This is a genomic window from Bradyrhizobium campsiandrae, assembly GCF_014529705.1.
GTDB lineage: Bacteria > Pseudomonadota > Alphaproteobacteria > Rhizobiales > Xanthobacteraceae > Bradyrhizobium > Bradyrhizobium campsiandrae.
The window spans coordinates 49239-62555 of sequence record NZ_JAANIH010000041.1 but is presented as its reverse complement, the minus strand read 5'-3'; the positions used below and the strand labels follow the sequence as shown (position 1 = coordinate 62555).

Below are 13317 nucleotides of genomic sequence, written 5' to 3'. Positions count from 1 at the left end.
GTTCCTTACTTCTTCCGCTTGTGGCGGCTTAGGAGAATGAATTTGTTGGTCGACTTGTTGGTGCGGGTCTTCTTGCCCTTGGTCGGCTTGCCCCACGGGGTGACCGGGTGGCGACCGCCCGAGGTACGACCTTCACCACCGCCGTGCGGATGGTCGATCGGGTTCATGGCGACACCGCGGTTGTGCGGGCGACGGCCCATCCAACGCTTGCGACCGGCCTTGCCGATCGAGGTGTTCATGTGGTCCGGGTTCGACACCGCGCCGATCGTGCCGCGGCAACGGCCATGCACCAGGCGCTGCTCGCCCGAGTTCAGGCGGATGATGACGTAGTCCTGGTCGCGACCGACCAGCTGGGCGTAGGTGCCGGCGGAGCGGGCGAGCTGGCCGCCCTTCCCGATCTTGACCTCGATGTTGTGGATGATCGTGCCGACCGGCATGTTGCCGAGCGGCATGACGTTGCCCGGCTTCACGTCGACATAGTTGCCGGCGACGATGGTGTCACCCACGGCCAGGCGCTGCGGCGCCAGGATGTAGGCCTGCTCGCCGTCCTGATACTTGATCAGGGCGATGAAGCCGGTGCGGTTCGGATCGTACTCCAGCCGCTCGACGGTCGCGGGAACATCGACCTTCTCGCGCTTGAAGTCGACGGTGCGCAGCGTCTGCTTGTGACCGCCGCCGCGGAAACGCACGGTGATACGGCCGGTGTTGTTGCGGCCGCCCGAGGACTTCTTGCCTTCGGTGAGCGCCTTCAGCGGCTTGCCCTTGTAGAGGGCCGAACGATCGACCATCACCAGCTGGCGCTGGCCCGGCGTCGTGGGATTGAATGTCTTCAGTGCCATCGTCGTACGACCTTACAGACCGGTGGTGACGTCGATCCGGTGGCCCTCTTCGAGGGTCACGATCGCGCGCTTGGTGTTCGACTGCGAACCGAGATTGCCGCGGAAGACCTTGACCTTGCCCTTGCGGACCAGCGTGTTGACGCTCTTGACCTTGACGTCGAACAGCTTCTCGATCGCTTCCTTGATCTGCGGCTTGGTCGCCTTGGCGGCCACCTTGAACAGGACCTTGTTGTGCTCGGACGCCAGCGTCGCCTTTTCGGTGACGACCGGAGCGACGATCACGTCGTAATGCCGAGCCTCGATGTTCTTCGTCATTTGAAGCGCGCCTCCAGCGCATCGATGGCGGCCTTGGTCAGAACGAGCTTCTGACGGCGCAGGATGTCATAGACGTTGATGCCCTGGATCGGCAGCACGTCCATGTTGGGGATGTTGCGGGCCGCAGCGGCAAAGCCGTTGTTGAGCTCGGCGCCGTCGATGATCAGCGCGTTGGTGAGCCCCAGGCCCGAGAAGTGACCGAGCAGCGCCTTGGTCTTGGCGGCTTCCAGCGCGGCCTTCTCGATCACGAGCAGGTCGCCGTCCTTGGCCTTGGCCGACAACGCATGCTTGAGAGCGAGCGCGCGCACCTTCTTCGGCAGATCGGTGGCGTGCGAACGCACCACCGGACCGAAGGCACGACCGCCGCCGCGGAACTGCGGCACGCGGGCCGAGCCGTGACGAGCACCGCCGGTGCCCTTCTGCTTGTACATCTTCTTGCCGGTGCGCCAGATCTCGGCGCGGCCCTTGGCCTTGTGGGTGCCGGCCTGACGCTTGTTGAGCTGCCACTGCACGCAACGCGCAATGATGTCCTGGCGCGGCTCGAGACCGAAAATGGCGTCGGAAAGCTGGACCGAGCCGGCTTCCTTACCTTCGAGGGTGGTGACCTTCAATTCCATCTCACGCACCCTCTTGCTGGGCCGCAGCCTCGGCTTCGCCGCCCGCAACCTTGAACTTGCCGGGCTTCGGAGCTTCCTTCGGAAGCGGCTTCTTGACGGCGTCGCGCACGCGGATCCAACCGCCCTTGGAGCCGGGAACGGCGCCTTCGACGAGGATCAGGCCGCGCTCGACATCGGTCTGGACGACGCGAAGGTTGAGCGTGGTGATGCGATCGACACCCATGTGACCGGGCATCTTCTTGTTCTTCCAGGTCTTGCCGGGATCCTGACGACCACCGGTCGAACCGATCGAGCGGTGCGAGATCGACACACCGTGCGTGGCGCGCAGACCGCCGAAGTTCCAGCGCTTCATACCGCCGGCGAAGCCCTTACCGACCGAAGTGCCGGTGACGTCGACGAATTGGCCGACGACGAAGTGGTCGGCCTGGATCTCGGCGCCGACCGGGATCATGGCGTCCGCGGTGACGCGAAACTCCTCGACCTGCCGCTTCGGCTCGACCTTGGCGACCGCGAACTGGCCGCGCTCCGCCTTGGGCATGTACACGGTCTTGCGGCTGCCAGAACCAAGCTGGAGCGCGACGTAACCGTTCTTCTCTTCAGTGCGGTGGCCTACGACCTGGCAATTGCCGAGCTTCAGCACGGTCACGGGGATATGTTCGCCGGCCTCTGTAAAGACCCGCGTCATCCCGACCTTTTGTGCGATCACTCCGGAGCGCATCGGCGTGCTTCCTGTTCTTTCTGTCCGCAAGGTGCGAACGTGATCCAAAAATCTTAGAGCTTGATCTCGACGTCGACACCGGCGGCCAGGTCGAGCTTCATCAAAGCATCGACGGTCTGCGGGGTCGGATCGACGATGTCGAGCAGACGCTTGTGAGTGCGCATCTCGAACTGTTCGCGGCTCTTCTTGTCGACGTGCGGCGAACGGTTGACGGTGAACTTCTCGATGCGGGTGGGCAGCGGAATGGGTCCGCGGACCTGCGCACCGGTGCGCTTCGCCGTGTTCACGATCTCGCGGGTCGACGTATCGAGGATACGATGGTCGAACGCCTTGAGACGGATGCGAATATTTTGGCCGTTCATTGCCGTGTCTCTCTTCGTTGGGTGGCGAATAGCGAATAGCGAATGTCACCACTCGCTATTCGCCGTCCCTATTCTCGTAATTACTCGATGATCGAGGCGACGACGCCGGCGCCGACGGTGCGGCCGCCTTCGCGGATCGCGAAGCGGAGCTTCTCTTCCATCGCGATCGGCACGATCAGGTGCACTTCCATCGCGATGTTGTCGCCCGGCATCACCATCTCGGTGCCTTCCGGCAGGTGCACGACACCGGTCACGTCGGTGGTGCGGAAGTAGAACTGCGGACGGTAGTTGGTGAAGAACGGGGTGTGGCGGCCGCCCTCTTCCTTGGTGAGGATGTAAGCCTCAGCCTTGAACTTGGTGTGCGGCTTGACCGAACCCGGCTTGCACAGCACCTGGCCGCGCTCGACGTCTTCACGCTTGGTGCCGCGGAGCAGCGCACCGATGTTGTCGCCGGCCTGGCCCTGATCGAGCAGCTTGCGGAACATTTCGACACCGGTGACGGTGGTCTTCTGGGTGGCGCGGAGACCGACGATCTCGATTTCCTCGCCGACCTTGACGACGCCGCGCTCGACACGGCCGGTCACGACGGTGCCGCGGCCCGAGATCGAGAACACGTCTTCAACCGGCATCAGGAACGGCTGGTCGATCGGACGCTCCGGCTGCGGGATGTAGCTGTCGACGTTCTTCATCAGCTCGAGGATGGCGTCGTGGCCCAGCTTCTTGTCCGAGTCTTCGAGGGCGGCGAGAGCCGAACCCTTGATGATCGGGATCTTGTCGCCCGGGAAGTCGTACTTCGAGAGCAGCTCGCGGACTTCGAGCTCGACGAGCTCGAGCAGTTCCGGATCGTCGACCATGTCGCACTTGTTGAGGAACACGACGAGCGCGGGCACGCCGACCTGGCGGGCGAGCAGGATGTGCTCGCGGGTCTGCGGCATCGGGCCGTCAGCAGCCGACACGACCAGGATCGCACCGTCCATCTGGGCGGCGCCGGTGATCATGTTCTTCACGTAGTCGGCGTGGCCGGGGCAGTCGACGTGGGCGTAGTGGCGGTTCGGCGTCTCGTACTCGACGTGCGCGGTCGAGATGGTGATGCCGCGCGCCTTCTCTTCCGGCGCCTTGTCGATCTGGTCGTACGCGGTGAACGTCGCGCCGCCGGCTTCGGCGAGAACCTTGGTGATCGCCGCGGTCAGCGACGTCTTACCATGGTCGACGTGACCGATGGTGCCGATGTTGCAGTGCGGCTTGGTACGTTCAAACTTTGCTTTGGCCATTTGACTCTCCGTTCAATCGTCAGCTTTAGACCGACGACAATCAGGCAAACTTCTTTTGGACTTCTGCCGACACGTTGGCCGGCGCTTCTGCGTAGTGGTCGAATTGCATCGTGAAGGTCGCGCGACCCTGGCTCATCGAGCGCAGGTTATTCACGTAACCGAACATGTTCATGAGCGGCACCATCGCGTTGATGACGTTGGCGTTGCCGCGCATGTCTTGACCCTGGATCTGACCGCGCCGCGAATTCAGGTCGCCAATGACCGAACCGGTGTAGTCTTCCGGGGTCACGACTTCGACCTTCATGATCGGTTCGAGCAGGACGGACTTGCCCATCTGCAGCGCTTCGCGGAAGCAGGCGCGCGAGGCGATTTCGAAGGCAAGCGCCGACGAGTCGACGTCGTGATACTTGCCGTCGACCAGCTGCACCTTGACGTCGACCACGGGGAAGCCCGCGACCACGCCGGAGGACAGAACGCTCTCGAGGCCCTTCTCGACGCCGGGGATGTACTCCTTCGGCACAGCGCCGCCGACGATCTTCGATTCGAACTCGTAGCCCTTGCCGGGCTCGTTCGGCTCGACGATGAACGACACGGCCGCGAACTGGCCGGTACCGCCGGTCTGCTTCTTGTGGGTGTAGCTGTGCTCGACGCGCTTGGTGACACGCTCGCGGAACGCCACCTGCGGCGCGCCGATGTTGGCGTCGACCTTGTAGGTGCGCTTGAGGATGTCGACCTTGATGTCGAGGTGGAGTTCGCCCATGCCCTTCAGGATGGTCTGGCCGGACTCGTGGTCGGTCGACACGCGGAAGGACGGATCCTCCGCGGCGAGCTTGGCGAGCGCGACGCCCAACTTCTCCTGGTCGGCCTTGGACTTCGGCTCGATCGCGATCTCGATGACCGGCTCGGGGAATTCCATCTTCTCCAGGATCACCTGCTTGTCGGGATCGCACAGCGTGTCACCGGTGCGCGCTTCCTTCAGGCCGGCCAGCGCGACGATGTCGCCGGCATAGGCTTCCTTGATGTCTTCGCGGTTGTTCGCATGCATCAACAGCATGCGCCCGATGCGCTCCTTCTTCTCGCGGGTCGAGTTCACGACGCCGGTGCCGCTCTGCAGAACGCCGGAGTAGATGCGGCAGAAGGTGATGGTGCCGACGAAGGGGTCGTCCATGATCTTGAACGCGAGCAGCGCGAGCGGCTCCTTGTCGTCCGCCTTGCGCACGACTTCGTTGCCCTTGTCGTCGGTGCCCTTGATCGCGGGCACGTCGAGCGGCGACGGCAGGTAGTCGACGACGGCGTCGAGCAGCGGCTGCACGCCCTTGTTCTTGAAGGCCGAGCCGCACAGCACGGGATAGAACGCGCCGGTCAGCACCGCCTTGCGGATCAGGCGCTTCAGGGTCGCCTCATCGGGCTCCTTGCCGTCGAGATAGGCGGCCATGGCGTCGTCGTCGAGCTCGACGGCGGCTTCCACCATCTTCTCGCGGTATTCCTTGGCCTGGTCGACGAGGTCTTCCGGAATGTCGACATAGTCGAACTTCGCGCCGAGCGACTCGTCGTTCCAGACGACGCCCTTCATCTTCACGAGGTCGACCAGACCCTTGAAGTTGTTCTCGGCACCGATCGGCAGCTGGATCGCAACGGGCTTGGCGCCGAGACGGTCAACGATGTCGGCCAGACACTTGAAGAAGTCGGCGCCGATCTTGTCCATCTTGTTGGCGAAGACGATGCGCGGAACCTTGTACTTGTCGCCCTGGCGCCAGACGGTCTCGGTCTGGGGCTCGACGCCCTGGTTCGAGTCGAGCACGCAGACGGCGCCGTCGAGCACGCGCAAGCTGCGCTCGACTTCGATGGTGAAGTCGACGTGGCCGGGGGTGTCGATGATGTTCAGGCGCTTGCCGTTCCAGAACGCGGTGGTCGCAGCCGAGGTGATCGTGATGCCACGCTCCTGCTCCTGCTCCATCCAGTCCATCGTCGCGGCACCTTCGTGCACTTCGCCGATCTTGTGGCTCTTGCCGGTGTAATAGAGGATGCGCTCGGTCGTCGTCGTCTTGCCGGCGTCGATATGCGCCATGATACCGAAGTTACGGTAGTCCTCGATGGCATGTTGGCGGGGCATGGGGTGTTCCTTGCGAGTCCGTTTGTTTCGCCGTTACCAGCGATAGTGCGAGAAGGCACGGTTGGCTTCCGCCATCCGGTGCACGTCTTCACGCTTCTTGACGGCGTTCCCACGGTTGTTCGACGCATCCAGGAGCTCAGCCGACAGACGCTCGGTCATCGTCTTTTCGTTGCGCTCGCGTGCGGCCGAGATCAGCCAGCGAATGCCCAGCGCCTGGCGGCGGGTCGAGCGAACTTCGACGGGGACCTGATAGGTCGCACCGCCGACGCGGCGGGAGCGCACTTCAATCGTCGGCATGACGTTCTCGAGCGCCTGCTCGAACACGCCAAGCGGGTTCTGCTTGGTCTTGGATTCGATGATGCCGAACGCGCCGTAGACGATGCCTTCGGCGACCGACTTCTTGCCGGCGTACATCACCGAGTTCATGAACTTGGTGACGATGATGTTCCCGAACTTCGGATCGGGAAGAACTTCGCGCTTTTCCGCTGAGTGGCGACGAGACATGGAGCTGGTTCCCGCTTACTTCGGACGCTTCGCGCCGTACTTCGAACGACGCTGCTTACGGTTCTTGACGCCCTGGGTATCCAGAACGCCGCGGAGGATGTGGTAGCGCACGCCGGGCAAGTCCTTGACGCGGCCGCCGCGGATCATGACCACCGAGTGCTCCTGAAGGTTATGGCCCTCACCCGGGATGTAGCCGATCACCTCGAAACCATTGGTCAGACGCACCTTGGCGACCTTACGAAGCGCCGAGTTCGGCTTCTTCGGGGTCGTGGTGTAGACGCGGGTGCAAACACCACGCTTCTGCGGCGACTGCTGCAGCGCCGGCACCTTCTTGCGCGACTTCTGCACTTCACGCGGTTGAGCGATCAGCTGGTTGATCGTCGGCATCCTGGCCTTACCCTTTGTTATCGCGACCCCTTGCGGGCCCGCTGTCTTGCCGCGGCCCGTTGCCGGGACCGCAAATTCTTGTCGAGCGTCCCGCTCGACGGAGCCCGCTCCGCGCGAAACAATCCGCGCAAAGCGAAATCGCGCCAACCGCTCCATCACCGAGCGGAAAGCGCTTCGACGCCACAGAGGACCGCAGTATCAGGGCCGATCAGCGTAAAGCCGCGGCCTGCGCACCGAGGTCATGCATCCGAATTCGGTCTCAGGAGAACAAGCTCGAGAGGCCTAAAATCGCACTGGCATTGCCTAGCTATTATCGACAGCGTTTGAGCGGCATTCGTCGAGGTTGGTGCCCGCTTTGGCGATCCCTGGGGATCAGCGGGTGGCCCGTTCCGACGTTGGCAATGCTCACCGCCTGTCGTTAAGTGAGGCGCTTTCTATAAGTGAGAATCGGTCAAGTCAAGGCGAAACGACAGTCACAAAGCGCTTCTCGCGCCTTGAGAAATCGCCGGCTTGGCGCCTTGCCACATATGGGGACGAAGCGCCGGTTCCACCAGTCTCAGTCAGTTTTTACCCGGAAGAAATATACTTTTATATCCTGTGCTAAGGCTTTTTTTCCTCTTGATGCGTCAATCTGCCGCCTCCGGCAGAGACAGGCGCCATGCGGTACACCGATATTGCCATCATCGGCGGGGGACTTGCCGGCTCGACCGCCGCCGCGATGCTCGGGCGCGCCGGTATTTCGGCCGTGCTGATCGACCCGCACGCAAGCTATCCGGCCGATTTTCGCGTCGAGAAGCTCAGCGGCCACGGACAGATCGAGCGTTTCCAGCGGACGGGAATCGCCGACGCGGTGCTGCGCCGGGCGACCTTTTCGGGCGAGAACTGGATTGCTCGATTCGGCCATCTGCTGGACAAGGCACCGAGCCGGCAGTTCAACATCCGCTATGATTCCCTGGTCAATGCGATCCGCGACGAGATTCCTGAAGCGGTCGAACGGATCTGGACCAAGGCCGTGGCGGTCCAGACCAGCCCGGAGCGGCAGAGGATAGCGCTCGCCAATGACGAGACGATATCGGCCCGCCTGGTCGTGCTCGCCAACGGCCTGAATGTCGGCCTGCGCCACCAGCTTGGCATCGTCAGACACGTCATCAGCGCCTGCCATTCGATCTCGATCGGATTCGACGCGGTGCCAGCCGGGCGGAACTCGTTCGACTTCCCGGCCCTGACCTATTTCTCGGAGCGCCCGCGCGACCGAATCCCCTACATCTCGCTGTTTCCGATCGGCACGCGAATGCGGGCCAATCTGTTCGTGTACCGCGGCTTCGACGATCCCTGGCTGCGCGAATTCCGCCGCGCGCCGGCCGAGACATTGAATGCCGCCCTGCCGCGGCTCAAGCGCATTGCCGGCCCGTTCGACATCACCGGCGAGATCAAGATCCGTCCGGTCGATCTCTACGTGAATGATGCCGGCCACCAGCCGGGCGTGGTGCTGGCGGGCGATGCCTTCGCAACCTCCTGCCCCGTCGCCGGCACCGGTTGCGACAAGGTGTTCACCGACGTCGAGCGGCTCTGCAACGTCCACATCCCGCGATGGCTGGCGTCCGACGGAATGGATGCGGGCAAGATCGCCGCGTTCTACGCAGATCCGGTGAAGCGGGCCTGCGACCAATGGGCGGCGGCGAAAGCCTTCGACTTCCGCTCGGTTTCGATTGCGACGAGCCCCTACTGGAGCGCGCAGCGCTGGGCGCGCTTCATGGCGTGGTCGGCCCAGGGATTGTTGCGGCGGTTTGGAGGGACGATCCATCTGGAGCCGAACTTCCTCGGTCACTCCTCCTCGTCGTCCTCGTCCTCATCATCCTCGTCGAGGTCGTCCTCATCGTCCTCATCGTCTTCGTCGTCATCGCTGTCGTCGTCGGCCTGAGCAGCCGCACCGTGGGGCTGGTGGATCTGGTCGTTCCACAGCTTGCGATAGGTGCCGTTCCTGGCGAGCAGTTCGGCATGCGAGCCGCGCTCGATCGCCCTGCCCCCTGAGATCACGATGATCTCGTCCATCTCGACCACCGACGCCAGGCGATGGGTCGACCAGATCATGGTGCGGCCCTTGGCGACCTTCAGCAGCGTGCGGTTGATCGCCGCCTCCGTGGTCTGGTCGAGTGCGGAGGTCGCTTCATCGAGCAGCAGCACCGAGGGATTGCGGATGATCGCGCGCGCGATCGCGATGCGCTGGCGCTGGCCGCCCGACAACGTATCGCCGCGCTCGCCGACCGGGGTGTCGTAGCGCTGCGGCAGGCTCATGATGTAGCGGTGGATCTCGGCCTTCTTGGCGGCCTCCTCCACTTCCGCGTCGGTCGCGCCCTCCTTGCCGAGCCGGATGTTCTCGCGGATCGACATGTTGAACAGCATGTTCTCCTGGAACACCACCGCCATGCTGCGGCGGAGCGAATCCAGCGTCACCTTGCGGACATCGACGCCGTCGATGGTGACGCGCCCCTCGTCCGGCACGTAGAGACGCAGGATCAGATTGAGCAGCGTGCTCTTGCCCGAACCGGAGGGGCCGACGATGGCGATGCGCTTGCCGGCATTGAGCTTGAGGCTGAGATTGTCCAGTACCGGCGTCTGCGCGCCCTCGTACTGGAACGTCACGTGGTCGAAGGTGATGTCGTGGGTGATGCGCGGCAGATCGGGCGCACCGGGACGATCGGCACCGCGGGTGGGCTCGTCCAGCAACTCCTGCATGTGGCGAATCGCGGCCGCCGAGGAGATCGACACCGGGATGAAGTGCATCACGTGCGCGATGTTGTAGGAGACCTCCCAGAACGCGCTCTCGAAGGTGACGAAGGTGCCGATGGTGATCTGGCCCTTGGTCGCGAGATAAGCGCCGATCGCGAGTACGACGAGGTGCAGCAGGAGCACCGAGATGGTGACGGTCCGTTCCACCATCGTCGACAGGAACCCGGCGGCTGCGATCCTGTCGCGGGTCGCCTCGTTGCGGAAGGCGAAAAAGCCGAACATCTTGCGCTGCAGGCTGAACGCCTTGATCACGGCCTGCGCCGCGATGTTCTCCTGCACCATGCCGAGCAGCGCGCTTTCGTTGAGCTTCTGCTCGTAATTGGCCTGCACCGCCTTCGGCGTCAGGATGCGCGGGCCAATCAGCGTGATCGGAAACACCAGCAGCGCGACCACCGCGAGCTGCCAGTTCAGGAACAGCATCAGGATGATGCCGGCGATCAACTCCAGGAAGGGCAGCGCCGCGCTGTTGGCGAAGGTCTTGACCGAGCCCTCGAAGGCCGAGAGATCAACCGAGAAGCGCGACAGGATCTCGCCGCGCTTGGTGCGGCCGAAATAGGCCGCCGGCAGATCCTGGACGTGCTCGAACAGGCGCTTGCGGACGTCGGAGATGACGCAGGCTGCCAGCCGCGCGTCCCAGCGCTCGTACCAGACCGCGATGATCGAGGTGAAGATACCGGCGACCGCGAGCACGCCGAGGATCTTGTACAGCGCCTGGAAATCCTCCTCACCGAGCGCGTCGTCGATCAGGAACTTCAGGCTGAGCGGCATGATGACGTTGAACAGCGTCTCGACCAGCACGCCAAACGCCACATAGCCCAGGATACGCTTGTAGTTGGACAGGAAGGGCTTGACGAAGCCGAGGATGGTCGCGAGCGCGCCGGCGGCCTCACGGGCGGTAAAGACGACGAGGTCCTCGTCATCATCGTCGTCGAGCTCGAGCTCGTCGTCGCCCTCGTCTTCGTCCTCGTCTTCCTCGTCGTCTTCCAGCGCGGGCTCTTTGCCCGCGGCGAGCTTGTCCTCGAGCTCGGCCGCCTCTGCGGCAGCAAGCTTCTGTTTGTCGGGCGAAAGAGGCCTGGACGCCATGATACCAACCGATGCTGACGGCCGGCATGACCGCAGAGAAAGCAGGGAGATAGCGGAAAGCCGCTACTGATCCTGATTCTATGCGATCAGGATGAATTCGGCAAAACAATTGGCGAGTTCATCCGCCTCGGGATGCTAGTCGTCGTCTTCGTCCTCGACCTTGTCGAAGAAGGAATAGCGCAAAGAATCGGCGTCGGCGTACCACTGCCCGGGACCTTTGTTGGCGGCGAGCGTCGCCGTCCAGAGCGCATCGGTGCAGTCCTTGCGGTGCATCGACAGATCGAAGCCGTTGCCGAAGAACAGTTCGGACCATTCCCACCAGGTGCCGAGCTTCTTGACCCCGCGCAGGAGGTCGTACCGGTCGATCAGGGCCGGCGCCATGTCAGAGGTGACCGAGCCGAACACGAGCCCGGTCCTGACCACGCGATTCAGTTCCTTGATCGCGCGCACCACCTGCTTCGGCGAGACATGGCAGAGGCTGGTCTCGAACACGTAGTCGAAGCTGCCGTTCTTGAACGGCATGTCGGTGATCGAGCCGAGCTTGTTGTACTTCTTGAGTGCCTTCGGCGTCCTGGCGTGGATCGCGCGGTTGTTCTCGATGCCCCACGCGTCGATGCCGCGCTCGCGCAGTGCGCCGACCAGTTCGCCGCTGGCCGAGCCTGCGACCAGCAGCTTGGCGCCCTTCGTCTTGCCCCAGACGATGCTGATCAGGTTGGTCAGATAGTCGGGATCGGTGAAGTGCTGCCAAACTTCATTGTAGGGGCCAAGACCGCGATAGTTCTCGAAATAATCCCGGTCGATCTTGTCCGAGACCGGCTTGCCTTCCTGCGCGCGTTCGCGGCGCAGCCGCATCATCTCGGTCAGGATGATGTCGGTCGCTGCGTCCGAGGAGTCGAGCAAACCGTTCAGCGTGGAGTCGAACAGATAGTCGCCGACCACGACAATCCCGGGATGGTCCTTCGGCTCCGGGCGGTGATTGGTCATGACGTCGCGCACGGGCAGACCGCCCGGTATGGCGTTCACCGACGACAGCCAGCGGTGGATCTTGCCTTCCATGAAATGCGCGCGCGCATCCCCAAGCGAGGCCGGCAGCGATTTCAGCGCGGCATCGATCAGTTCCTGGTCCGACAGATTGGCGAAAGCCAGCGCATCGGATCCGGGGATCAGCCAGTTCAGCACACCATGCTTGCCGACATCGTGACGCGCGCCCTCGTTGTAGACGCAGCAGCCGCCGAACGCCTCCGACATGAACCACGCGCCCGGAATCCTGTCGCCCCAGAACGGGGTATCGAACAGGATCGAGACCCGCAGGTAATGCGCCGGACGGTCGAAATAGGCGACGTGCTTGACCATCGACTTGCGCAGCTGCTCGCCTTCCCACGCCATCGTGGCGAGCCAGGAATGCGGCAGGCAGACCAGCACGAGGTCGAAATCGCGCGTCTCCGGCCCCTTGCCGTTCATCATCTTCAGCTGGTAGCGGCCGGTCGTCGCCTTGCCGACCGTGAGCACGCGGTGGTTGAGCTGGATGTCGGCGTTGACCTCCGACTGCAGGCACTCGATCAGTTGCTCGTTGCCGTTCTGGATGGAGTAGAGGCCGATATAGCCATCGACATCCATCAGATAGTTCTTGAGCGCGTTGAGGCCGTTGGTGTTGTGGCTTTCGGTCGCGATGTCCGAGCGCGCCATCACCTTGAAGAAGCGCTTTGCCGTCTCGTCCTCGACCTCTTCGTCGAGCACCTGCTCGGCGGTCTTGTAGGCCCAGGGGTTTTCGTTGTCGTGGGCGCCGACACCTTCGTAATATTCGATCGGCGACATCTCGTCGGCGCAGCGCTTGCGGAAGGCCTCGATCGCAGCCGCGGTCTTGGCGCCGTATTTGCGGCGCATGCCGGGAACATCGTTCAGCAGTTCGCCGTCGAGATGAACCTGCTCGGCGTCCATCGGAATGGTCTGCAATCCGAAATGCTGGATCAGTTCGCGCAGCGGATCGGGACCCGTCATCGAGTAATCGTAGATCTCGGCCACGCCGGCCTCGTACATCGCCGGCGCCGAATCGAATTTGCGCGTGACGATCTTGCCGCCGAGCCGGTCGGACGCTTCGTAGATGGTGATGCGGCAGAGATCGCCGAGCTTACGCTTCAGGTACCAGGCGCTCATCAGCCCGCCAGGGCCGCCGCCTACGATTGCGAGATCAAGCATGTGAGTTCCGAGGGTCTCCGGCCCTGCCCCCGTCACGGGACCACCGGTCTAAGCTCCCTTAGCAGAAGCGCTTTTGCGCCTGAAGGAAAGATGAACAAAGGTCGATCCCGCATCGCAACAGG

The 13317-nt window shown here is 63.2% G+C and carries 12 protein-coding genes; 1 reads left to right on the top strand and 11 read right to left on the bottom strand.

Annotated elements, in window-relative coordinates; all coding sequences use genetic code 11:
• Positions 1-5 precede the first annotated feature (5 nt).
• From rplB to rpsL, 9 genes are all read right to left on the bottom strand, one after another.
• Positions 6-839, bottom strand: a complete 834-nt coding sequence (rplB, locus tag G8O24_RS26945; RefSeq protein ID WP_188104663.1) for a 50S ribosomal protein L2 — start codon at positions 837-839, stop codon at positions 6-8.
• A 12-nt stretch (positions 840-851) separates the two neighbouring features.
• Complete coding sequence (locus G8O24_RS26940; RefSeq protein ID WP_092294145.1) at positions 852-1154, bottom strand: 50S ribosomal protein L23; 303 nt, start codon at positions 1152-1154, stop codon at positions 852-854.
• Entirely contained in the window at positions 1151-1771 is a 621-nt protein-coding gene (gene rplD / locus G8O24_RS26935) for a 50S ribosomal protein L4 (RefSeq protein WP_057745497.1), read from the bottom strand. The genes G8O24_RS26940 and rplD overlap by 4 nt, the downstream gene beginning before the upstream one ends.
• 1 nt (position 1772) lies before the next feature.
• Positions 1773-2489, bottom strand: a complete 717-nt coding sequence (gene rplC / locus G8O24_RS26930) for a 50S ribosomal protein L3 (protein ID WP_188104661.1) — start codon at positions 2487-2489, stop codon at positions 1773-1775.
• 53 nt (positions 2490-2542) lie between these two features.
• The gene (gene rpsJ / locus G8O24_RS26925) at positions 2543-2851 is read right to left on the bottom strand and encodes a 30S ribosomal protein S10 (protein WP_002712302.1); all 309 of its coding nucleotides are present in this window, start codon (positions 2849-2851) and stop codon (positions 2543-2545) included.
• A gap of 80 nt (positions 2852-2931) precedes the next feature.
• Positions 2932-4122: an elongation factor Tu gene (tuf, locus tag G8O24_RS26920; protein WP_057745503.1), complete on the bottom strand. Its 1191-nt coding sequence runs from the start codon at positions 4120-4122 to the stop codon at positions 2932-2934.
• 40 nt (positions 4123-4162) lie between these two features.
• Positions 4163-6235: an elongation factor G gene (fusA, locus tag G8O24_RS26915; protein ID WP_061876883.1), complete on the bottom strand. Its 2073-nt coding sequence runs from the start codon at positions 6233-6235 to the stop codon at positions 4163-4165.
• Between the two features lie 33 nt (positions 6236-6268).
• Positions 6269-6739: a 30S ribosomal protein S7 gene (gene rpsG, locus G8O24_RS26910; protein ID WP_008136420.1), complete on the bottom strand. Its 471-nt coding sequence runs from the start codon at positions 6737-6739 to the stop codon at positions 6269-6271.
• A 15-nt stretch (positions 6740-6754) separates the two neighbouring features.
• Positions 6755-7126: a 30S ribosomal protein S12 gene (gene rpsL, locus G8O24_RS26905; protein ID WP_007603006.1), complete on the bottom strand. Its 372-nt coding sequence runs from the start codon at positions 7124-7126 to the stop codon at positions 6755-6757.
• 658 nt (positions 7127-7784) lie between these two features.
• Here rpsL and G8O24_RS26900 point away from each other — a divergent pair.
• Positions 7785-9047 carry an FAD-dependent oxidoreductase gene (locus G8O24_RS26900; protein WP_188104660.1) on the top strand — a complete coding sequence of 421 codons (1263 nt, stop codon included), beginning with the start codon at positions 7785-7787 and terminating at the stop codon, positions 9045-9047.
• On the opposite strand, the gene G8O24_RS26895 is transcribed toward G8O24_RS26900, so the two are convergent.
• Complete coding sequence (locus G8O24_RS26895; protein WP_188104658.1) at positions 8951-10999, bottom strand: ABC transporter ATP-binding protein; 2049 nt, start codon at positions 10997-10999, stop codon at positions 8951-8953. The genes G8O24_RS26900 and G8O24_RS26895 overlap by 97 nt on opposite strands.
• A gap of 135 nt (positions 11000-11134) precedes the next feature.
• A complete protein-coding gene (locus tag G8O24_RS26890) occupies positions 11135-13195 on the bottom strand; it encodes an FAD-dependent oxidoreductase (protein WP_188104656.1) in 2061 nt (686 codons plus the stop codon).
• Positions 13196-13317 lie beyond the last annotated feature (122 nt).